The organism is Pseudomonas sp. CAU 1711, from assembly GCF_039888625.1.
Taxonomy (GTDB): Bacteria; Pseudomonadota; Gammaproteobacteria; order Pseudomonadales; family Pseudomonadaceae; genus Aquipseudomonas.
In genome coordinates, this window is record NZ_JBDQQT010000002.1 from 24,208 (window position 1) to 44,256 (window position 20,049).

Below are 20,049 nucleotides of genomic sequence, written 5' to 3' on the forward strand. Positions count from 1 at the left end.
ATTGAATATTAATCTCGCATTTATTGCGCTTTTCCATCGACCAAACCAGGCGGATGATGACGATCATCCCTGCACCGCACTGCCGCGGCGCAGCCCCTGGAGTTCGCCATGATCGAAGTACGTCCGTTCGCCACCCTCGGCCACGCCGACCACGGCTGGCTGAATGCCCGCCATCACTTCTCCTTCGCCGAGTACCGCGACCCGCAGCGGGTCAACTGGGGCCGCCTGCGCGTCTGGAACGATGACGAGATCGCCGCCGGCTCGGGCTTCCCGCCGCACCCGCACCAGGACATGGAGATCATCACCTATGTGCGCGAGGGCGCCATCAGCCACCGCGACAACCTGGGCAACGCCGGGCGCACCGAGGCCGGCGACGTGCAGGTGATGAGCGCCGGCACGGGCATCGCCCACTCCGAGTTCAACCAGGAAGACATCACCACCAAGATCTTTCAGATCTGGATCATTCCCGACCAGCAGGGCGAAGCGCCTTCCTGGGGCGCCCGCCCCTTCCCCAAGGGCGAGCGCGCCGGCCGCTTCGTGGTCCTGGCCAGCGGCCATGGCAGCGACGAGGAGGCCCTGCGCATCCGCGCCGACGCGCGCCTGGCCGCCGCCAGCCTGAATGCCGGGCAGAGCGCCGAGTACCCGCTGGGGCGCCTGCGCAAGGGCTACCTGGTGGCCGCCAGGGGCCGTATCGAGGTCAACGGCGTGGCAGCCAACGAGCGCGACGGCGTGGCCATCGCCGACGAGCAGGTGGTACGGGTCACCGCCCTGGACGACAGCGAGGTGGTGCTGGTCGACGTGGCCTGACCACAACAGGCGCCGCGGCTCTGTTCTCCCTCTCCCCTCGGGAGAGGGCCGGGGTGAGGGAAAGCTGCGAGTGGCTAAGAGCTCCCTCACCCCCACCCCTCTCCCAAGGGGAGAGGGGCCTACTCCCCCGCCTCGTCCAGCTGCGGCACGCCGGCGGCGCGTTCGATCAGTTCGGTCGGCAGGCTCTTGCTGGCGCGGGCGCCGAGCAGCTTGAGGTTCTCGACCCGGTTGATCAGGTTGCCGCGCCCTTCGCAGAGCTTGTTGCGCGCCGCATCGTAGGCCTTGTCCAGCTGCTTGAGGCGGCTGCCGACCTCGTCCAGGTCGCCGATGAAGGCGACGAACTTGTCGTACAGCTGGCCGGCGCGCTCGGCGATATCGCGTGCGTTCTGGTTCTGCCGCTCCTGGCGCCACAGGCTGTCGATCACCCGCAGGGTGGCCAGCAGGGTAGTCGGGCTGACGATCACGATATGCTGCTCGAAGGCCTCCTGGAACAGCCCGGGGTCGGCCTGCAGGGCGGCGGCGAAGGCCGCCTCGATGGGCACGAAGAGCAGCACGAAGTCCAGGCTGTGCAGGCCTTCCAGGCGCTGGTAGTCCTTCACCGAGAGGCCCTTGAGATGGCTGCGCAGGCTCAGCACGTGCTGCTTCAGGGCGGCGGCGCGGCCGCCCTCGTCCTCGGCGGCGATCAGCGCCTGATAGGCGGTGAGGCTGACCTTGGCGTCGACCACCACCTGCTTGTCGCCGGGCAGCTGGATCAGCACGTCGGGCTGGAAGCGCTCGCCGTCGCTGCCCTTGAGGCTGACCTGGGTGTGGTACTCGCGGCCCTTCTCCAGGCCGGCGTGCTCCAGCACCCGCTCCAGCACCAGCTCGCCCCAGTTGCCCTGGGTCTTCTGCCCCTTGAGGGCGCGGGTCAGGTTGGTGGCCTCGTCGCCCAGGCGCTGGTTGAGCTGCTGCAGGCGCTCCAGCTCCTTGGCCAGGGAGAAGCGCTCGCGCGCCTCGTTCTGATAGCTCTCCTCGACCCGCTTCTCGAACGCCTGGATGCGCTCCTTGAGCGGGTCGAGCAACTGGCCCAGGCGCTGCTGGCTGGTCTCGGCGAAGCGCTGCTCGCGCTCGTCGAAGATCTTCCCGGCCAGCTCGGCGAACTGCGCGCGCAGCTCGTCGCGGGCGGCCTGCAGGTCGCTCAGGCGCTGCTGGTGATGCTCCTGCTGCTCGCGCAATTCGGCGGCCAGGCCGGCGCGCTGGCTCTCCAGCTGGCGCAGCTGAGCCTCCTTCTGCTCGCGCTCTCGGCTCCAGTCCTGGGCCGCCCGCTGCGCCGCCTCGCGCTCGCGGCCGAGCAGCTCGCGCTCGCGGCGCAGCGCGGCCAGCTCGGCCTGCTGGCTGCTATTGAGCTGCTGCTGGGCACGCAGATCGTCCTGCAGGCCGTCGATCTGCAGCGACAGGCCCTCCTGGGCCAGGCGCGCCTGGCTCAGGCGCTCCTCCAGCAACAGGCGCTCGCCGTCCTGCACCGCCTGGGCACGCTGCAGGCGCCAGGCCAGCACGGCCAGCGGCACGGCGCCGAGCAGCAGGCCGAGCAGCAGGTTGGTGGGGTCGAGGACGAAGGACAGGGGCACGGGCGGACTCGCGGGCGGCTACGAAATTGCCGGGCAGTATACCCGCCTGCGGCGCGACGATCTGCCGCGCGCCGGCAGGGCGGGCATTTCGGGGCGCTACCCACAACCTGTAAGAGCGAGCTCTGCTCGCGAAACGTTGGCGCGGCTCGATTCGCGAGCAGAGCCCGCGCCTACGAGACCGGCCCATAGACTGAGCGAGCGCTCAGGAATCGAGGCGCTCGAGCAGGCGCGCGGCCTCGTGCGAGCCCTGCGCGGCAGCGGCCTCCAGCCAATGACGGGCTTGCAACGGCTCACGCTGACGCGCCTGACAGTAATGTCGGCCCAACTCCAGCTGGGCGCGCAGATCGCCGGAACGCGCAGCCTGGCGCAGCAGCTCGAGGCCGATGCGGCGGTCGCGGGCATTGCCGCAGTCGCGGCACAGCAACTGCCCCAGGCGGCTCTGCGCGACGACCACGCCCTGGCGCGCCGGCTGCTTGAGCAGGCGTCCGGCGATGCGCTTGACGCTGGCACGGTGCCCCAGGCGCGGGCGGTCCAGCAGCCACAGCGCCAGGCGCAGCGGCAGGCGATTTTCCGAGGCGGGTTGCGACGAGTTGGCGAGCAGGGCGCGAGGCTTCATGTGGGCATTGGCGGACGGCGGGGCGCGCCACTCTACTCTCTTTTTTCGCCCGGTAAAGTCTTGCCAAGCGCGGCGCGAGGCGTTCTAGAACAAAGGCTCTAAAAAATCCACAGAAGCTGTGGATAACTCCGTGGACAACTAGGTGAAAAAACCTCCCACCCCCGAAGGAACGGGGCCTCCCGACAAACTGGCGATTTTTTCACCAGAGCAAAAAACGCTTATTTTTCAATGCCTTAAAAAATACCCATAGACAATCAGGCGCTTACGTCGGTTTGTGACAGCGTCTTGACAGCTTGCTTTCCAATTGTGCACAAGTGCGCCGCTCTGGACCGCGCCGCGCCCCGTTTCAGAGCACCGCCGCTGCGACATCGGCGCAGGGTGCGGGGCGCTGGCGAGGGTGCTAAAGTCGCGCTCCATGAAGCTCAGCCCATCACGCCGCGCCGCCACCGCCTGGATGCTCTATCTGTGCATCCTCAGCAATCTGGTCGCCTGCGCCCTCGCCCACGGCCAGTACGCCGGGCTGGAGCTGAGCGGCATCGGCGGCCTGTACTGCTCGGCCAACGGCAATTCCGGCGCGGGCTTCGCCGACGACCTGGCGGGCGGCGACAACGCCAGCCTGAACAGCCCCTTCAGTTGCGCCCTGTGCGGTTCGGCCATCGTCAGCCTGGCCCTGCTGTTCGTCCTCGCCTGGCTGCTGCGCCGCGCCCCCACCCCGCGCCCGCCGCGCGAGCAGCGCCACCGGGCGCCGCCGCGCTACTGCTGGCCCTCGGCCAATCCACGCGCCTCCCCGCTGTTCTGATCCTCCCGGCCGCCTCGGCCGGACCGCAGTCCATTCACCCTGCATTCAGCGAGCACGCCGCCTGGCGTCTCGCCGTACCGGATCGGAACCATGAGAAAAACCACCGAAACGACTCTGCGTCTTGTATTTATCCCCAGCCTGCTCGCCCTCGGCCTGGGCCAAGGCGCCCAGGCCGACGAGCCCCTGCAACTGGACGGTGCCCTGATCGAAGGGCGCGAGGTCGGCGACCCGACCGCGCCCAGCCTGGCCGAGAAGAAGGAAGAATTCGCGCGCATCCCCGGTGCTGCCAGCGTGATCGACGCCGAAGACTACAAGAACGGCCGCAGCAGCAACCTGCAGGATGCCCTCGGCCTGGCCACCGGCGTGTTCATCCAGCCGCGTTTCGGCGCCGAGGAGGCGCGCCTGTCGGTACGCGGCTCGGGACTGCAGCGCACCTTCCACGGCCGCGGGCTGCTGCTGATGCAGGACGGCGCGCCAGTCAACCTGGCCGACGGCAGCTTCGACTTCCAGAGCATCGAGCCACTGGCCACCGACCATATCGAGGTGCTGCGCGGCGCCAACGCCTGGCGCTATGGCGCGGCCAACCTGGGCGGGGCGATCAACTTCGTCAGCCCCACCGGCAAGAGCGCGGCGCCGCTGACCCTGCGCGCCGAAGGCGGCAGCTTCGACTACCAGCGTGTCTACGCCGCCTTCGCCCAGGACTTCGGCGCCTGGGACGCCTTCGTCAGCCTCAACGACTATGCCCAGGACGGCTTCCGCGACCACGCCCGCCAGGACAACCAGCGCTACTTCGCCAACCTCGGCGGGCGTCTCAGCGAGCGTCTGTCCAGCCGTTTCTACCTGACCCATGTGGAAAGCGACTCGGACCTGCCCGGCAACCTGAGCAAGGCCCAGCTGCGCGACAACCCCGAGCAGGCCTCGGCCGAGGCGACTACAGGCGACTACCAGCGCGACTTCATCCTGAACCGCCTGGGCAATGTCAGCGTGCTGGAGCTGAACGGCGGCCATAGCCTTGAGCTGGCCAGCTATTACAGCGAGAAATCGCTGTTTCACCCGATCTTCCAGGTGCTCGACATCGACTACGAGGACTATGGCCTGCGCCTGAGCCACAAGTGGCACAACGACGCCGGCTGGCGCTGGCAGGGCGGCCTGGACCTCAGCCACGGGCGCAGCTGGGACTCGCGCTACCTGAACGAGGGCGGCCACAGCGGCGAGCAGCGCAACGAGCTGCACCAGAGCGCGCGCAACCTCAACCTGTTCGGCGAACTGGAGATGCCCCTGGCCGAGCGCTGGGCCCTGCTGCTCGGCGGCGCCTGGCAGCGCCAGCAGCGCGAGGTGGACGACCGCCTGCGCTGCAATGCCTTCGTCGGCGGTTTCTGCCTGGCGCAGGACGAATCCTTCGCCAAGACCTACAGCGGCCGCAGCGGCCGCATCGGCCTGCGTCACGACCTGGCCGAGGGCGTGCAGCTGTTCAGCAACCTCAGCCAGAGCTACGAGCCGCCGACCTTCAGCGAGCTGTCCGGCGGCGCCATCGTCACCGAGAACGACGCGCAGAAGGCCAACACCCTGGAAGCCGGGATGCGCTGGAGCCGCGCCCCCCTGGCTATCGACCTGGCCGTCTACCGCAGCGAGATCCGCGACGAGCTGATCGGCTACACCGACCCGACGCGCCCCAGCAGCGTGATCACCACCAACGCCGAGCGCACCATCCACCAGGGTATCGAGTTGGGCGCGGCCTGGACCCTCGGCCAGTTCCTGCTGCGTGGCCAGTACCTGCTCAACGACTTCCGCTTCGACGACGACGCGACCTACGGCGATAACCGCATCGCCGGGGTGCCGCGCCAGTTCCTCAAGGGCGAGGCGCTGTGGCAACGTGGCGACTGGTATGCCGGGCCGACCTTCGAATGGGTGCCGAGCCACTACGCGGTCGACCACGCCGAGAGCCTGTACGCCGAGGGCTATGCCATCTGGGGCGCCAAGGGCGGCTACCGGCCGAGCGAGGGGCTGGGCTTCTTCGTCGAGGGGCGCAACCTCTCCGACAAGACCTATATCGCCACCACCGGGGTGGTGGCCAACGCCCATGGCCAGGACGCCGCCCTGTTCCTGCCGGGCGACGGCCGCAGCCTGTACGCCGGTCTCGAATGGCGCATGTGAGCGCAACGCCGGCCCCACGGGGCCGGCACCGACTTCTTCCAACCAGGAGTAACACCATGCAACTGCACAAGCTTCTGCTGCTGGCCGGCCTGCTCGGCGCCCCACTGCTGGCCCAGGCCCACGACTACAAGGCCGGGCAGATCCATATCGATCACCCCTGGTCGCGCGCGATGCCGCCCAGCGCGCCCAACGCCGCCGCCTTCTTCGTTCTGCACAACAAGGGCGAAGGCGCCGACCGGCTGATCTCCGCCAGCAGCCCACAGGCGCAGAAGACCGAGATCCACGAGCATGTGCATCAGGATGGCCTGATGAAGATGCAGCAGGTCCAGGCGGTGGAGGTGCCCGCCGGCGGCGAGGTGAAGTTCGCGCCCATGGGCTATCACGTGATGCTGTTCGGCGTGAGCCAGCAGGCGGCGGACGGCGAGCGCTTCCCGCTGACCCTGCGCTTCGAGCAGGCCGGCGAGGTGCAGGTCGAGGTCGCCGTGCAGCAGGACGCCCCGCAGGCCGAGCACGCCCACTGATCAGGCCGGCTGCGGCAGCACGCCGTCCTCCAGGTACAGCTCCAGGGCGAACAGGCGCGGCGTGTCCGGCGCCTGGGCGCTCTTGAAGGCCACGTAGCCGGCGGTGGTCTCGCACAGCCAGGGCTGCAGGTTGCGCGGACGACGCTCGCTGAACGCCGCCGGCGCATACAGGGCGACATTGTTGCCACCCTGCGGGCAGCGCGCCGAGGGATACTCGAAGGCCTCCACCCCGGCCTCGCGCATCGCGCTGCCCAGCGCATGGGTGGCGCGGTAGTCGCTACGGTGGGTCAGGGTGTCGCGGTAGCGGTCGAAGGGCGGCAACTGCAGGCGGATGCCGCGCTCGACCCGGTAGCGCGCCTCGAAGGAGGAATGCTCGGAGAGGATGCGCCCGCTCGGCGGCGCCTCGGCCATGCCGTACCAGAGCACGAAGCGGTAGAAGGCGGTCTCGGCCATCGCCGTGTCCAGCCGGCAGGCAGCGTAGAACAGGCTCGGTTCGTGGCGCCGGCCGAAGCGCGAGCCCCAGCGCAGCGGCGGATAGCGAAAGGGCGTGCGCAACAGATAGTGCAGCGGCTCATCGCTGGGCGGCAGCGGCGGCTTGCTGGTCTCCAGCAACTGTTCGAGCAGCGCCTGCTCTTCCAGGGTATCGACCAGCTGCAGGGTGGCCACCTGCCCCTGGCTCTCCACCAACCGCACCAGGCGCCCGCGCAACGGAATGAACTGCTGTGCGCCGCCGCAGGCCTGCCAGATATCCATATCGGAACTCGCTTAGCCCCAAGACTGCGGGGCGCCGTATAAAAGAAGTCAGACCTTGCCGCGAATCGCGTCCAGATATTCCACCACCCGAACCAGGCCCTGCACCTGCCCCATCTGCTGCAGCGGCACGCCGGCCAGGTGGCGATTCTCGGTGCGCAGGAAGTGGCGCATATCGTCGAGGTTGCCGCCGAACAGGGCGTACAGGGCGCGGTAGGCGCGGATCAGCAGCAGCGCCAGCTCGCCGGTCTTGCTCTCCGGGCGCAGGCCGCCGCTGTCGCTCCAGCGGCTGATGGCCGAACGGTTGACCCCGACAATCTCCGCCAGCTCCTGCTGGGTCAGCCCCAGCTGCTCGCGGGTATTGAGCAGGGCCTTGAGCAGAACGGCTCCCGCCTCGACAGTGGGCTTGCTGAGTGCACTCATGGCCGCCTCCAGATGTCTGTTTGCAACAAACATAACAGATTAATAGCAAACAAACAGCACATTGCACTGCCGCCTCTCACTCGAAAGCACTCCCTCCGGCCGGCACAGATCGCGGCGACAGGCACCCGACCGGCGCACCGCTCTCGCGCAATCGGGCGACGCCGCGCACAATAGCGGCCATCGTTCCGCTTCGCCCGTACCGGCCATTCCCCATGCGCATTCACGTCACCTTCATCGATCGCGTCGGCATCACCCAGGAGGTGCTCGCCCTGCTCGGCGCGCGCAACCTCAATCTGGACGCGGTGGAGATGGTGCCGCCGAACGTCTATATCGATGCGCCGACCCTGCAGCCGCAGGTGCTCGAGGAGCTGCACCATTCGCTGCTGCAGGTGCACGGAGTGCAGACCGTTACCGTGATCGACATCCTGCCCAGCCAGCGCGGGCGTCTGCAGCTCGATGCCCTGCTGGAGGCGATGAGCGACCCGGTGCTGCTGCTCGACGACCAGGCCCGGGTGCTGCTGGCCAACCCGGCCTTCGAGCGCTGCTGCCCGTCGCCGCCGACCCAGCAGGTGCTCGGCGAACTGTTCAACGACGCCGCGCTGACCGGCGAGCTGCTGGAACACGGCTTCCGCCTGCCGATGCGCGAAGTGTCGCTGCACGGCCAGTCCTTCCTCCTCGACGTGGTGCCGCTGGCCGGCGCCGCCGGCGCCCTGCTCACCCTCTACGAGCCGAGCCGCATCGGCGGCAGCCTGTCGGCCCTGCAGGAGCAGACCGACGGTTTCGCCACCCTGATCGGCGGCAGCGCGCCGATGCGCGAGCTGGTGGCCCGCGCCCAGCGCCTGGCCGGGCTCGACGCGCCGCTGCTGATCCACGGCGAGACCGGCACCGGCAAGGAGCTGATCGCCCGCGCCAGCCATGCCGCCAGCAACCGCAGCGGCGAGCCCTTCCTCGCCCTGAACTGCGCGGCGCTGCCGGAGAGCCTGGCCGAGAGCGAGCTGTTCGGCTATGCCCCGGGCGCCTTCACAGGCGCCCAGCGCGGCGGCAAGCCGGGCCTGCTGGAGCTGGCCGGCAAGGGCACGGTGTTCCTCGACGAGATCGGCGAGATGTCGCCCTATCTGCAGGCCAAGCTGCTGCGCTTTCTCAACGACGGCAGCTTCCGTCGCATCGGCGGCGAGCGCGAGATCAGGGTCGGCGTGCGCATCATCAGCGCCACCCACCGCGACCTGAAGCAGATGGTCGCCGCCGGCAGCTTCCGCGAGGACCTCTACTACCGCCTCAACGTGCTCAACCTCGAGGTGCCGCCTCTGCGCGAGCGCGGCCGCGACATCCTCACCCTGGCCGAGGCCTTCCTCGACCAGGCGTGCAAACAGATCCGCCGCAGCCCCTGCCGCCTGGCGCCCTCGACCCATGCGGCGCTGCTCGAGCACCGCTGGCCGGGCAATGTGCGCCAGCTGCAGAACCTGATCTTCCGCGCCGCGGCGATCTGCGAACGACCGCTGATCGAACTGGCCGACCTCGATATGCGTGAACGCCAGCCCGCCCCCGGCGGCGACGAGGACGAGCCGGAGAGCCTGGAGGCCAGCCTGGCCCGCCACGAGCGCGACCTGCTCAGCCGCCTGTACGCACGCTACCCCTCCAGCCGGCGCCTGGCCGAGCGCCTCGGCACCTCGCACACGGCCATCGCCAAGCGCCTGCGCAAGTACGGCATCCCCGAGGCCTGAGCGCTTCGTAACGATTTCGCAACAGCGTAATCGAAACGTAACAGACAGCCCTCGAGCCTAGGTATCATGGCCTCCGCCAGCGCATTCGACGCCTCGCCGCGGGAACGCCGTAGCGAAAACGTTCCAACCATACCCCCGAACACTATCCAAAGCCCTGATTTATAAGGCTTTTCAGGCATGGCATCGGTCTTGCTCTGTACTTCGCAACCGGCGTTTCCCGCGCCATCCAGCCCGTGGCTCGCCCCACGGGCCCCGACAAGACCCTTGAGGAGTTGCAATGAGCGAGCTGCGTTTCACTGTCGAGCACGAATGGCTGCGTCTGGATCAGGATGGCCTGGTCACCGTCGGTGTCACCCACTACGCCCAGGACTCTCTGGGGGACGTGGTCTACGTCCAGCTGCCGGAGCCGGGCCAGTACGCCCAGGGCGCCGAAGTCGCCGTGCTGGAGTCGGTGAAGGCCGCCAGCAACATCGTCATGCCGCTGGACGGCGAAGTGGTCGAGGTCAACCCGCAGCTGGAAGGCACCCCGGAGCTGGTCAATCAGGCCCCGCAGGGCGAGGGCTGGTTCTTCCGCATGCGCCTGGCCGACAACGCCGTGCTCGATGACCTGATGAGCGAGGAGGCCTACCAGCGCCTGCTCACCGCCAAGGCCGACGCCTGAGGAAGCCCGCATGACCCGCACCCGCAACGAATTCATCGCCCGCCACATCGGCCCGCGCGCGGCGGATACCGCCGCCATGCTGGAGCTGCTCGGCTACGACGACCTCGAGGCGCTGACCGCCAGCGTCATCCCGGACAGCATCAAGGGCAGCAGCGTGCTCGGCGACAGCGACGGCCAGGGCGAGGCCGAGGCGCTGGCCGCGATCAAAGCCATCGCCGCCAAGAACCAGCTGTTCACCAGCTACATCGGCCAGGGCTACTACGGCACCCACACCCCGGCGCCGATCCTGCGCAACCTGCTGGAGAACCCGGCCTGGTACACCGCCTACACCCCCTACCAGCCGGAAATCTCCCAGGGTCGCCTGGAAGCGCTGCTCAACTTCCAGACCCTGATCAGCGACCTCAGCGGCCTGCCGATCGCCAACGCCTCGCTGCTCGACGAGGGCACCGCGGCGGCCGAGGCCATGACCTTCTGCAAGCGCCTGGCGAAGAACAAGGCCAGCAACGCCTTCTTCGCCTCGCAGCACTGCCACCCGCAGACCCTCGACATCCTACGCACCCGCGCCGAGCCGCTGGGCATCGAGGTGGTGGTCGGCGACGAGCGCGAGATCGGCGACGCCGGCGCCTACTTCGGCGCCCTGCTGCAGTATCCGGCGAGCAACGGCGACATCTTCGACTACCGCGCCCTGGTCGAGCGTCTGCACGCCGCCGGCGCCCTGGTGGCCGTGGCCGCCGACCTGCTGGCCCTGTGCCTGCTGACCCCGCCCGGCGAATTCGGCGCCGACGTGGCCATCGGCAGCGCCCAGCGCTTCGGCGTGCCACTCGGCTTCGGCGGCCCGCACGCGGCCTACTTCGCCACCCGCGACAACTTCAAGCGCGACATGCCCGGCCGCCTGGTCGGCGTCTCGCTGGACCGCTTCGGCAAGCCGGCCCTGCGCCTGGCCATGCAGACCCGCGAGCAGCACATCCGCCGCGAGAAGGCCACCAGCAACATCTGCACCGCCCAGGTGCTGCTGGCCAACATCGCCAGCATGTTCGCCGTCTACCACGGCCCGCAGGGCCTGACCGCCATCGCCCGGCGCGTGCACCAGCTCACCGCGGTGCTGGCCCAGGGCCTGGCCAAGCTCGGCCACAAGGTCGAGCAGCAGCACTTCTTCGACACCCTGAGCCTGCACACCGGCGCGCAGACCGCCGAGCTGCACGCCAGGGCCCGCGCCTTGCGCATCAACCTGCGCGAGATCGACGCCGAGCGCCTGGGCCTGTCGCTGGACGAGACCACCACCCCCGAGCAGGTCGAGGCGCTGTGGGCGCTGTTCGCTGGCGAGCAGGCCGTGCCGAGCTTCGACAGCCTCCTCGCGCAGGTCGCCAGCCGCCTGCCCGAGGGCCTGCTGCGCCAGTCGGCGATCCTTGCGCACCCGGTGTTCAACCGCTACCACAGCGAAACCGAGCTGATGCGCTACCTGCGCAAGCTGGCCGACAAGGACCTGGCCCTGGACCGCAGCATGATCCCGCTGGGCTCCTGCACCATGAAGCTCAACGCCGCCAGCGAGATGATCCCGGTGACCTGGGCCGAGTTCGGCAACCTGCACCCCTTCGCCCCCGCCGAGCAGAGCCAGGGCTACGCCGAGCTGACCAGCGAGCTGGAGGCCATGCTCTGCGCCGCCACCGGCTACGACGCCGTGTCGCTGCAGCCCAACGCCGGCTCGCAGGGCGAGTACGCCGGCCTCCTGGCGATCCGCGCCTACCACCACAGCCGCGGCGACGACCAGCGCGACATCTGCCTGATCCCGCAGTCGGCCCACGGCACCAACCCGGCCACCGCCTCCATGGTCGGCATGCGCGTGGTGGTCACCGCCTGCGACGAGCGCGGCAACGTCGACATCGCCGACCTGCGCGCCAAGGCCGAGGAGCACAGCGAGCGCCTGGCCGCGATCATGATCACCTACCCGTCCACCCACGGCGTGTTCGAGGAAGGCATCCGCGAGATCTGCGAGATCATCCACGCCAACGGCGGCCAGGTGTACATCGACGGCGCCAACATGAACGCCATGGTCGGCCTGTGCGCCCCGGGCCAGTTCGGCGGCGACGTGTCCCACCTGAACCTGCACAAGACCTTCTGCATCCCCCACGGCGGCGGCGGTCCGGGCGTCGGCCCGATCGGCGTCAAGGCGCACCTGGCGCCCTTCCTGCCGGGCCATGCCGGCCTGGCACGCAAGGAGGGCGCGGTCAGCGCCGCGCCGTTCGGCAGCGCCAGCATCCTGCCGATCACCTGGATGTACATCCGCATGATGGGCGGCAAGGGCCTGCGTCGGGCCACCCAGATGGCCATCCTCAACGCCAACTACATCGCCCGTCGCCTGGAGGAGCACTTCCCGGTGCTGTACAGCGGCGACAACGGCCTGGTGGCCCACGAGTGCATCCTCGACCTGCGCCCGCTCAAGGAGACCAGCGGCATCGGCGTCGACGACGTGGCCAAGCGCCTGATCGACTTCGGCTTCCACGCCCCGACCATGTCCTTCCCGGTCGCCGGCACGCTGATGGTCGAGCCGACCGAGAGCGAGTCCAAGGAAGAGCTGGACCGCTTCTGCGACGCCATGATCGCCATCCGCGAGGAGATCCGCGCGGTCGAGCAGGGCCGCCTGGACAAGGACGACAACCCGCTGAAGAACGCGCCGCACACCGCGGCCGAGCTGGTCGGCGAGTGGCGCCACGGCTACAGCCGCGAGCAGGCGGTGTACCCGCTGGCCAGCCTGGTGGAGGCCAAGTACTGGCCGCCGGTCGGCCGCGTCGACAACGTCTTCGGCGACCGCAACCTGGTCTGCGCCTGCCCGTCGATCGAGGCCTACCAGGACGCGTAAGCACGGTGAACCTCCCCTCTCCCGCTTGCGGGAGAGGGGCCGGGGGAGAGGGTGGCATCCACAGCCCCCTCTCCCTAGCCCTCTCCCCGAGGGGAGAGGGAAGCGTTCCCCGCTTCAGCCAATTTTCCATCGGCTCCCCCTCGCCGGGCGGGCCGCGTGCACCCCGAAAAACAACAAGAGGGCCTCACCATGTTCAGCAAGCACGACCAACTGCAGGGCTACGATGACGCCCTGCTCGCCGCGATCGACGCCGAGGAGCGGCGCCAGGAAGACCACATCGAACTGATCGCCTCGGAGAACTACTGCAGCCAGCGGGTGATGCAGGCCCAGGGCAGCGGCCTGACCAACAAGTACGCCGAGGGCTATCCAGGCAAGCGCTACTACGGCGGCTGCGAGCATGTCGATGTGGTCGAGCAGCTGGCCATCGAGCGCGCCAAGGCGCTGTTCGGCGCCGACTACGCCAACGTCCAGCCGCACTCCGGCTCCTCGGCCAACTCCGCCGTGTACCTGGCCCTGCTGCAGGCCGGCGACTGCATCCTCGGCATGAGCCTGGCCCACGGCGGCCACCTGACCCACGGCGCCAAGGTGTCGTCCTCCGGCAAGCTGTACCACGCCGTGCAGTACGGCATCGACGCGCAGGGCCTGATCGACTACGACGAGGTCGAGCGCCTGGCCCTGGAGCACCGGCCGAAGATGATAGTCGCCGGCTTCTCCGCCTATTCCCGCGTGCTCGACTTCGCCCGCTTCCGCGCCATCGCCGACAAGGTCGGTGCCTACCTGTTCGTCGACATGGCCCATGTCGCCGGACTGGTCGCCGCCGGGCTATATCCCAACCCCGTGCCCTTGGCCGACGTGGTCACCACCACCACCCACAAGACCCTGCGCGGCCCGCGCGGCGGCCTGATCCTGGCGCGTGGCAACGAGGAAATCGAGAAGAAACTCAACTCCGCGGTGTTCCCCGGCGCCCAGGGCGGCCCGCTGATGCACGTGATCGCGGCCAAGGCGGTGTGCTTCAAGGAGGCTCTGGAACCGGCCTTCAAGGCCTACCAGCAGCAGGTGATCGACAACGCCCGCGCCATGGCCGAGGTGTTCGTCGGCCGCGGCTATGACGTGGTCTCCGGCGGCACCGACAACCACCTGATGCTGATCAGCCTGGTCAAGCAGGGCCTGACCGGCAAGGCCGCCGACGCGGCGCTCGGCGCGGCGCATATCACGGTGAACAAGAACGCCGTGCCCAACGACCCGCAGTCGCCCTTCGTCACCTCGGGCATCCGCATCGGCACCCCGGCGGTGACCACCCGCGGCCTCAAGGAGACCGAATGCCGCGCCCTGGCCGGCTGGATCTGCGACATCCTCGACGACCTCGACAACGCCGCGCTGATCGCCCGCGTGCGTGGCCAGGTCGCCGAGCTGTGCGCGGCCTTCCCGGTCTACGCTGACGATATCGACCACCTGCAACGCAACGCGCGCTGATCCGCCATGTCCCTCAGTGTTTTCGATCTGTTCAAGATAGGTATCGGCCCCTCCAGTTCGCACACCGTCGGGCCGATGCGCGCCGCCGCGCGCTTCGTCGACGGCCTGCGCCGCGAGGGCCTGTTCGACGCCACCGCCAGCGTGCGGGTCGAGCTGTACGGCTCGCTCGGCGCCACCGGCAAGGGCCACGGCAGCGACAAGGCGGTGCTCCTCGGCCTGGAGGGCGAGCAGCCCGACCTGGTCGACACCGCCGGCATCGACGGCCGCCTGGCCGCCATGCGCGCCAGCGGCGAGCTCAGGCTGGGCGGCGCCAAGCCGATCCGCTTCGTCGAGAAGGAACATCTGGCGATGATCCGCAAGCCGCTCGACTACCACCCCAACGGCATGATCTTCCGCGCCTTCGACGCCGCCGGCCTGCAGATCCGCTCGCGCGAGTACTACTCGGTGGGCGGCGGCTTCGTGGTCGACGACAGCGCCGCCGGCGCCGACCGCATCGTCGAGGACCAGACGCCCCTGGCCTACCCCTTCAAGACCGCCAAGCAGCTGCTGGCCCTGTGCGCCGAGCACGACCTGTCGATCAGCCAGCTGATGCTGGCCAACGAGGCCGCCTGGCGCCCCGAGGCCGAGACCCGCGCCGGCCTGCTGGCCATCTGGCAGGTGATGCAGGACTGCGTGAATGCCGGCTGCCGCAACGAGGGCATCATGCCCGGCGGGCTCAAGGTCAAGCGCCGCGCCGCCGCCCTGCACCGCCAGCTCAGCCAGAATCCCGAGGCCAGCCTGCGCGACCCGCTGACGGTGATGGACTGGGTCAACCTCTACGCCCTGGCGGTCAACGAGGAGAACGCCAGCGGCGGCCGCGTGGTGACCGCGCCGACCAACGGCGCCGCCGGCATAGTGCCGGCGGTGCTGCACTACTACCGGCGCTTCGTGCCCGGCGCCAACGACGACGGCGTGGTGCGCTTCCTGCTCACCGCCGCCGCCATCGGCATCCTGTACAAGGAGAACGCCTCGATCTCCGGCGCCGAAGTGGGCTGCCAGGGCGAGGTCGGGGTGGCCTGTTCGATGGCCGCCGGCGCCCTGTGCGAAGTACTCGGCGGCAGCGTGCAACAGGTGGAGAACGCCGCCGAGATCGGCATGGAGCACAACCTCGGCCTGACCTGCGACCCGGTCGGCGGCCTGGTCCAGGTGCCCTGCATCGAGCGCAACGCGATGGGCTCGGTGAAGGCGATCAACGCCGCGCGCATGGCCCTGCGCGGCGACGGCCAGCACTTCATCTCGCTGGACAAGGTGATCCGCACCATGCGCGAGACCGGCGCGGACATGAAGAGCAAGTACAAGGAGACCGCCCGCGGCGGCCTGGCGGTCAACATCATCGAATGCTGAGGGCGGCGGCAAGCTTCAAGCCGCAAGCCTCAAGAAAAACACCGTTCTGCTGCTCTGACTTGCGCCTTGCCGCTTGCAGCTTGCAGCCTCCGAAGGAGAAGAAATACATGAGCACTGAAACCCTGGCGAAAACCCCGCTGCATGCCCTGCACCTGGAACTGGGCGCGAAGATGGTGCCCTTCGCCGGCTACGACATGCCGGTGCAATACCCGCTGGGCGTGATGAAGGAGCACCTGCACTGCCGCGAGGCCGCCGGCCTGTTCGACGTCTCGCACATGGGCCAGTTGCTGCTGCGCGGCGAGCACGCCGCGCGCGCCCTGGAGAGCCTGGTGCCGGTGGACATCGTCGACCTGCCGGTGGGCCTGCAGCGCTACGCCATGTTCACCGACGAGCAGGGCGGCATCCTCGACGACCTGATGGTCGCCAACCTGGGCGACGACTGCCTGTTCGTGGTGGTCAACGCCGCCTGCAAGGAGCAGGACCTGGCCCACCTGCGGCAGCACATCGGCACGCAGTGCGAGATCGAGAGCCTGTTCGACAGCCGCGCCCTGCTCGCCCTGCAGGGGCCCAAGGCCGCCGCCGTGCTGGCGCGCCTGGCCCCGGAGGTGAGCCAGATGACCTTCATGCAGATCGCCCGCGTGCGCCTGCTGGGCAGCGAGTGCATCGTCAGCCGCTCCGGCTACACCGGCGAAGACGGCTTCGAGATCTCCGTGCCGGTGGAGCAGGCCGAGACCCTGGCGCGCAGCCTGCTGGCCGAGCCGGAAGTCGAGGCCATCGGCCTCGGCGCCCGCGACTCGCTGCGCCTGGAGGCCGGCCTGTGCCTGTACGGCCACGACATGGACAGCGCCACTACGCCGATCGAGGCCAGCCTGCTGTGGGCCATCTCCAAGGCCCGCCGCGCCGACGGCGCCCGCCCCGGCGGCTTCCCCGGCGCAGAACGCATCTTCGCCCAGCAGCAGGGCGGCGTGGCGCGCAAGCGCGTCGGCCTGCTGCCGCAGGAGCGCGTGCCGGTGCGCGAGGGCGCGGAAATCGTCGACGCCGACGGCGCCGTCATCGGCAAGGTGTGCAGCGGCGGCTTCGGCCCGACCCTGGGCGCGCCGCTGGCCATGGGCTACGTGACCAGCCCCTACGTGCCGGTGGACAGCGAGGTGTTCGCCCTGGTGCGCGGCAAGCGCGTGGCCATGAAGGTGTGCAAGACCCCCTTCGTCGCCCAGCGCTACTACCGCGGCTGAGGCCCCGCAGGGCCCGCGCTTGACCGGGCTGGCGGTGCTACCGCCAGCCGCTCAGTCGGCCGATCAGAGCGACTCCACGCCCAGCTCGTCCCACACCGCCTCGGCCAGGTGGAAGGCGGCGTTGGCGGCCGGGATGCCGCAGTAGATGGCGCTCTGCATCAGCACTTCCTTGATCTCCTCGCGGCTCACGCCATTGCTCCTGGCGGCGCGCAGGTGCAGCTTCAACTCGCCCTCGCGGTTCATGCCGATCAGCATGGCGATGGTGATCAGGCTGCGGGTGTGGCGCGGCAGGCCCGGGCGGGTCCAGATATCGCCCCAGGCATGACGGGTGATCATCTCCTGGAACTCTTCGTTGAACGGCGTCAGGTTCTGCAGGCTGCGCTCGACATGGGCGTCGCCCAGCACCGCGCGGCGCACCTGCATGCCGGCTTCGTAGCGTTCTTTCTCGTCCATCTGTTAACTCCGAAGTGAACCTAGGTAGGAGCGAGCTCTGCTCGCGAACAAAGCCCGCTGCAGGGCCTAATGCTGTTCACTTTGCACGCACAGGATTAGCTCCCCTCTCCCTAACCCTCTCCCCTGAGGGGCGAGGGGACTGAACCTGTCCAACCATTTCTTATGTGAACAACAGTAGGCGGCAGGGCCGGGTTCGCGAGCAGCGCTCGCTCCTACAGAAAAGCGGCGGTCAGGCCGTCAGGAAGTCCAGCACGCGCCGGGCGAAGGCATCGCCGGCCTGCACGTTGGACAGGTGCGCGGCGTGGAACTCGACCAGTTCGGCGCCGACGATGCGCTGCTGCATGAAACGGCCGTGCTCGGGGGTGGTCACCGGGTCGCCGCTGCCACAGACGATCAGGGTCGGCGCGCGGATGGCGCCGAGCCGCTCGCGGAAGTCGGCATCGCGCACGGCGGCGCAGTTGGCGGCATAGCCTTGCGGCGAGGTCTGCGCCAGCATGCCGACTATGGGCTCGACCTTGGCCGGTTCGGCCTCGGCGAAGCCCGCGGTGAACCAGCGCAAGATCGAGGCATCGCGCAGATCGCGCATGGCCTGGGTTCCACCGGCCAGCACCGTGTCGATGCGCGGATTCCACACGCTCTCGTCGCCGATCCTGGCGGCGGTGTTGCACAACACCAGGCGCTCGATGCGTTGCGCTGCATTGATCGCCAGCCACTGGCCGATCAGGCCGCCCATAGACAGGCCGCAGAAGCTGGCCTTGGCGATATCCAGTGCATCCAGCAGCGCCAGCACGTCGCGGCCCAGCTGCTCGATGCTGTAGGGGCCTTGCGTGACCAAAGACTGGCCATGACCACGGGTGTCGTAGCGCAACACCCGGAAGTGCTGGGTGAAGGCGGCGATCTGCGCATCCCACATATGCAGGTCGGTGCCCAGCGAGTTGGACAACACCAGCACCGGCGCCCCGGCCGGGCCTTCCAATAAGTAGTGCTGTTCGCCATCGGCGAGTCGTACGGCAGACATCTAAAACCCCTAGCGCGAAAAATGCGTGTGTTCGGCCACCGCGCGCTCGACCCAGCGCCGCGCCTGACCGAGGTAATGGGCCGCATCGAGCAGGCGATCCAGCTCGGCGGCGGAAAGCTGAGCGCAGACCTCGGTATTGGCGCCCAGTACCGCGCGCAGATGAGCGCCCTGCTCCACCGCTTGGCGGCAGCACTGCTCGATCAGATGGTGGGCGGCGTCGCGACCGATGCGCTGGGCCAGGGCGATGCTCACCGCCTCGGCCAGCACCAGGCCCTGGGTCAGTTCGAGATTGGCGCGCATGCGCGCGGCATCCACCTCCAGCCCCGGCACCGCCAGCAACGCCTGTTGCAAGGCACCGGAGACCAGGCAGCACAGCTCCGGCAGGGTTTCCCACTCGGCATGCCACAGGCCCAGGCTGCGCTCGTGCTCCTGCGGCATCGCCGCCAGCAGGGTCGCGACCAGGCCCGGCGCGCGGGTGGCCGCGCCGATCAGCACGGCGGCGCTGACCGGGTTGCGCTTGTGCGGCATGGTCGAGGAGCCGCCCTTGCCCGGCGCGGAAGGCTCGAAGACTTCGCCGGCCTCGGTCTGCATCAGCAGGCTGAGGTCGCGGCCGAGCTTGCCCAGGCTGCCGGCGATCAGGCCGAGCAGGCCGGCGAACTCGGCCAGGCGATCGCGCTGGGTGTGCCAGGGCTGTTCGGGCAGGCCCAGGCCCAGCTCGCGGGCCAGCGCCTCGCTGACCGGCCAGGCCTGCTCACCCAGCGCCGCCAGGCTGCCGGAGGCGCCACCGAACTGCAGCACCAGCAGGCGCGGCTTGAGCTCATTCAGGCGCTGGCGGTGACGGGTGACGGCACCCAGCACGCCGGCCAGCTTCATGCCCAGGGTGACCGGCGTGGCCTGTTGCAGCCAGGTGCGCCCGGCCAGCGGGGTATCCGCATGACACTGCGCCTGCGCGGCCAGCGCGTCGGCCAGCCTGGCCAGATCGCTTTCCAGCAACTCGATGGCGGCGCGCAATTGCAGGACCAGACCGCTGTCCATGGTGTCCTGGCTGGTGGCGCCGAGGTGCACATAGCGTTCGGCCTCGGGGCTGGCAGATGCCACGCGCCTGCCCAGCGCCTTGACCAGAGGAATGGCGGAGTTGCCGGCGCCGGCTATGGCCTGGGCCAGTTCGACCGGGTCGTACAGCTCGGCGTCGCAGGCGGCGCCGATGGGCGCCATGGCCTCGGCGGGAATCAAGCCGACACTGGCCTCGGCCCGCGCCAGCGCGGCCTCGAAATCCAGCATGCCCTGCAGCCGGCCCCGGTCGCAGAAGATCGCGCGCATGGCCGGCTGGGTGAAGTAGGCGTCGAAAAGTTGGTTGCTTGGGCTGCTCAAGCCGGTGCTCCGCAAGTCGGGATGGTGGTTCGTTGTATAGCAGCTGGGCATTGGAGGCCAGCGGTGCAAGGGTTATGCGGGATAAAAGCGCCCTCGGCTCGGAATGTTGCTCAGATCGGCAGAGGACTGCGCTGTGTATTCCCTCTCCCCGCCGGGGAGAGGGTTAGGGAGAGGGGAATATCGGCCCTCTCCCCCGGCCCCTC

General features: G+C 69.1%; 17 protein-coding genes. 10 read left to right on the forward strand and 7 right to left on the reverse strand.

Going from position 1 to position 20,049, the window contains the following annotated elements:
• Positions 1–108: 108 nt before the first annotated feature.
• Positions 109–807, forward strand: coding sequence for a pirin family protein (locus AAFN46_RS02145; protein ID WP_347807045.1), 699 nt, complete (start codon positions 109–111; stop codon positions 805–807).
• 119 nt (positions 808–926) lie between these two features.
• Here AAFN46_RS02145 and rmuC read toward each other — a convergent pair whose 3' ends face one another.
• Both rmuC and AAFN46_RS02155 read right to left on the reverse strand, forming a co-directional pair.
• Positions 927–2,288 (reverse strand): DNA recombination protein RmuC, encoded by a 1,362-nt coding sequence (rmuC, locus tag AAFN46_RS02150; protein WP_347807350.1) that lies wholly within the window; start codon positions 2,286–2,288, stop codon positions 927–929.
• Between the two features lie 328 nt (positions 2,289–2,616).
• Positions 2,617–3,030: a sel1 repeat family protein gene (locus AAFN46_RS02155; RefSeq protein ID WP_347807046.1), complete on the reverse strand. Its 414-nt coding sequence runs from the start codon at positions 3,028–3,030 to the stop codon at positions 2,617–2,619.
• A 415-nt stretch (positions 3,031–3,445) separates the two neighbouring features.
• On the opposite strand from AAFN46_RS02155, the gene AAFN46_RS02160 reads away from it, so the two are divergent.
• The 3 genes from AAFN46_RS02160 to AAFN46_RS02170 all read left to right on the forward strand — a co-directional run bounded on the left by AAFN46_RS02160 (position 3,446) and on the right by AAFN46_RS02170 (position 6,504).
• Entirely contained in the window at positions 3,446–3,829 is a 384-nt protein-coding gene (locus AAFN46_RS02160) for a DUF2946 domain-containing protein (RefSeq protein ID WP_347807047.1), read from the forward strand.
• A 90-nt stretch (positions 3,830–3,919) separates the two neighbouring features.
• The gene (locus AAFN46_RS02165) at positions 3,920–5,983 is read left to right on the forward strand and encodes a TonB-dependent receptor (RefSeq protein ID WP_347807048.1); all 2,064 of its coding nucleotides are present in this window, start codon (positions 3,920–3,922) and stop codon (positions 5,981–5,983) included.
• Between the two features lie 56 nt (positions 5,984–6,039).
• The gene (locus tag AAFN46_RS02170) at positions 6,040–6,504 is read left to right on the forward strand and encodes a copper chaperone PCu(A)C (protein ID WP_347807049.1); all 465 of its coding nucleotides are present in this window, start codon (positions 6,040–6,042) and stop codon (positions 6,502–6,504) included.
• Here the strand turns inward: AAFN46_RS02170 and AAFN46_RS02175 are convergent, their stop codons facing one another.
• Together AAFN46_RS02175 and AAFN46_RS02180 are read right to left on the reverse strand one after the other, a co-directional pair.
• Positions 6,505–7,257, reverse strand: coding sequence for an RES family NAD+ phosphorylase (locus AAFN46_RS02175; RefSeq protein WP_347807050.1), 753 nt, complete (start codon positions 7,255–7,257; stop codon positions 6,505–6,507).
• A 48-nt stretch (positions 7,258–7,305) separates the two neighbouring features.
• Complete coding sequence (locus tag AAFN46_RS02180; protein ID WP_347807051.1) at positions 7,306–7,677, reverse strand: XRE family transcriptional regulator; 372 nt, start codon at positions 7,675–7,677, stop codon at positions 7,306–7,308.
• Positions 7,678–7,889: 212 nt separating this feature from the next.
• On the opposite strand from AAFN46_RS02180, the gene AAFN46_RS02185 reads away from it, so the two are divergent.
• The 6 genes from AAFN46_RS02185 (at position 7,890) to gcvT (ending at position 17,004) form a co-directional block, all read left to right on the forward strand.
• Positions 7,890–9,398 carry a sigma-54-dependent transcriptional regulator gene (locus AAFN46_RS02185; RefSeq protein WP_347807052.1) on the forward strand — a complete coding sequence of 503 codons (1,509 nt, stop codon included), beginning with the start codon at positions 7,890–7,892 and terminating at the stop codon, positions 9,396–9,398.
• Positions 9,399–9,675: 277 nt separating this feature from the next.
• Positions 9,676–10,059, forward strand: coding sequence for a glycine cleavage system protein GcvH (gene gcvH / locus AAFN46_RS02190; protein ID WP_347807053.1), 384 nt, complete (start codon positions 9,676–9,678; stop codon positions 10,057–10,059).
• Between the two features lie 10 nt (positions 10,060–10,069).
• Entirely contained in the window at positions 10,070–12,916 is a 2,847-nt protein-coding gene (gene gcvP / locus AAFN46_RS02195) for an aminomethyl-transferring glycine dehydrogenase (RefSeq protein ID WP_347807054.1), read from the forward strand.
• Between the two features lie 189 nt (positions 12,917–13,105).
• Positions 13,106–14,389: a serine hydroxymethyltransferase gene (glyA, locus tag AAFN46_RS02200; RefSeq protein WP_347807055.1), complete on the forward strand. Its 1,284-nt coding sequence runs from the start codon at positions 13,106–13,108 to the stop codon at positions 14,387–14,389.
• 6 nt (positions 14,390–14,395) lie between these two features.
• Positions 14,396–15,772 carry an L-serine ammonia-lyase gene (locus tag AAFN46_RS02205; protein ID WP_347807056.1) on the forward strand — a complete coding sequence of 459 codons (1,377 nt, stop codon included), beginning with the start codon at positions 14,396–14,398 and terminating at the stop codon, positions 15,770–15,772.
• 107 nt (positions 15,773–15,879) lie between these two features.
• A complete protein-coding gene (gene gcvT, locus AAFN46_RS02210; protein WP_347807057.1) occupies positions 15,880–17,004 on the forward strand; it encodes a glycine cleavage system aminomethyltransferase GcvT in 1,125 nt (374 codons plus the stop codon).
• A 63-nt stretch (positions 17,005–17,067) separates the two neighbouring features.
• On the opposite strand, the gene pcaC is transcribed toward gcvT, so the two are convergent.
• The 3 genes from pcaC to AAFN46_RS02225 form a co-directional block, all read right to left on the reverse strand.
• Complete coding sequence (pcaC, locus tag AAFN46_RS02215; RefSeq protein ID WP_347807058.1) at positions 17,068–17,457, reverse strand: 4-carboxymuconolactone decarboxylase; 390 nt, start codon at positions 17,455–17,457, stop codon at positions 17,068–17,070.
• Between the two features lie 229 nt (positions 17,458–17,686).
• Positions 17,687–18,475: a 3-oxoadipate enol-lactonase gene (gene pcaD / locus AAFN46_RS02220; RefSeq protein ID WP_347807059.1), complete on the reverse strand. Its 789-nt coding sequence runs from the start codon at positions 18,473–18,475 to the stop codon at positions 17,687–17,689.
• A 9-nt stretch (positions 18,476–18,484) separates the two neighbouring features.
• Positions 18,485–19,846: a 3-carboxy-cis,cis-muconate cycloisomerase gene (locus tag AAFN46_RS02225; RefSeq protein WP_347807060.1), complete on the reverse strand. Its 1,362-nt coding sequence runs from the start codon at positions 19,844–19,846 to the stop codon at positions 18,485–18,487.
• Between the last annotated feature and the right edge of the window lie 203 nt (positions 19,847–20,049).

What these genes read in the sequence shown, in the direction of transcription:
- AAFN46_RS02160 (WP_347807047.1), top strand. Translation starts at nt 3,446, where the DNA reads ATGAAGCTCAGCCCATCACGCCGCGCCGCCACCGCCTGGATGCTCTAT.
- AAFN46_RS02145 (WP_347807045.1), top strand. Translation starts at nt 109, where the DNA reads ATGATCGAAGTACGTCCGTTCGCCACCCTCGGCCACGCCGACCACGGC.
- AAFN46_RS02180 (WP_347807051.1), bottom strand. Translation starts at nt 7,677, where the DNA reads ATGAGTGCACTCAGCAAGCCCACTGTCGAGGCGGGAGCCGTTCTGCTC.
- AAFN46_RS02165 (WP_347807048.1), top strand. Translation starts at nt 3,920, where the DNA reads ATGAGAAAAACCACCGAAACGACTCTGCGTCTTGTATTTATCCCCAGC.
- gcvT (WP_347807057.1), top strand. Translation starts at nt 15,880, where the DNA reads ATGAGCACTGAAACCCTGGCGAAAACCCCGCTGCATGCCCTGCACCTG.
- glyA (WP_347807055.1), top strand. Translation starts at nt 13,106, where the DNA reads ATGTTCAGCAAGCACGACCAACTGCAGGGCTACGATGACGCCCTGCTC.
- pcaC (WP_347807058.1), bottom strand. Translation starts at nt 17,457, where the DNA reads ATGGACGAGAAAGAACGCTACGAAGCCGGCATGCAGGTGCGCCGCGCG.
- AAFN46_RS02170 (WP_347807049.1), top strand. Translation starts at nt 6,040, where the DNA reads ATGCAACTGCACAAGCTTCTGCTGCTGGCCGGCCTGCTCGGCGCCCCA.
- gcvP (WP_347807054.1), top strand. Translation starts at nt 10,070, where the DNA reads ATGACCCGCACCCGCAACGAATTCATCGCCCGCCACATCGGCCCGCGC.
- pcaD (WP_347807059.1), bottom strand. Translation starts at nt 18,475, where the DNA reads ATGTCTGCCGTACGACTCGCCGATGGCGAACAGCACTACTTATTGGAA.
- AAFN46_RS02205 (WP_347807056.1), top strand. Translation starts at nt 14,396, where the DNA reads ATGTCCCTCAGTGTTTTCGATCTGTTCAAGATAGGTATCGGCCCCTCC.
- AAFN46_RS02155 (WP_347807046.1), bottom strand. Translation starts at nt 3,030, where the DNA reads ATGAAGCCTCGCGCCCTGCTCGCCAACTCGTCGCAACCCGCCTCGGAA.
- AAFN46_RS02185 (WP_347807052.1), top strand. Translation starts at nt 7,890, where the DNA reads ATGCGCATTCACGTCACCTTCATCGATCGCGTCGGCATCACCCAGGAG.
- gcvH (WP_347807053.1), top strand. Translation starts at nt 9,676, where the DNA reads ATGAGCGAGCTGCGTTTCACTGTCGAGCACGAATGGCTGCGTCTGGAT.
- AAFN46_RS02175 (WP_347807050.1), bottom strand. Translation starts at nt 7,257, where the DNA reads ATGGATATCTGGCAGGCCTGCGGCGGCGCACAGCAGTTCATTCCGTTG.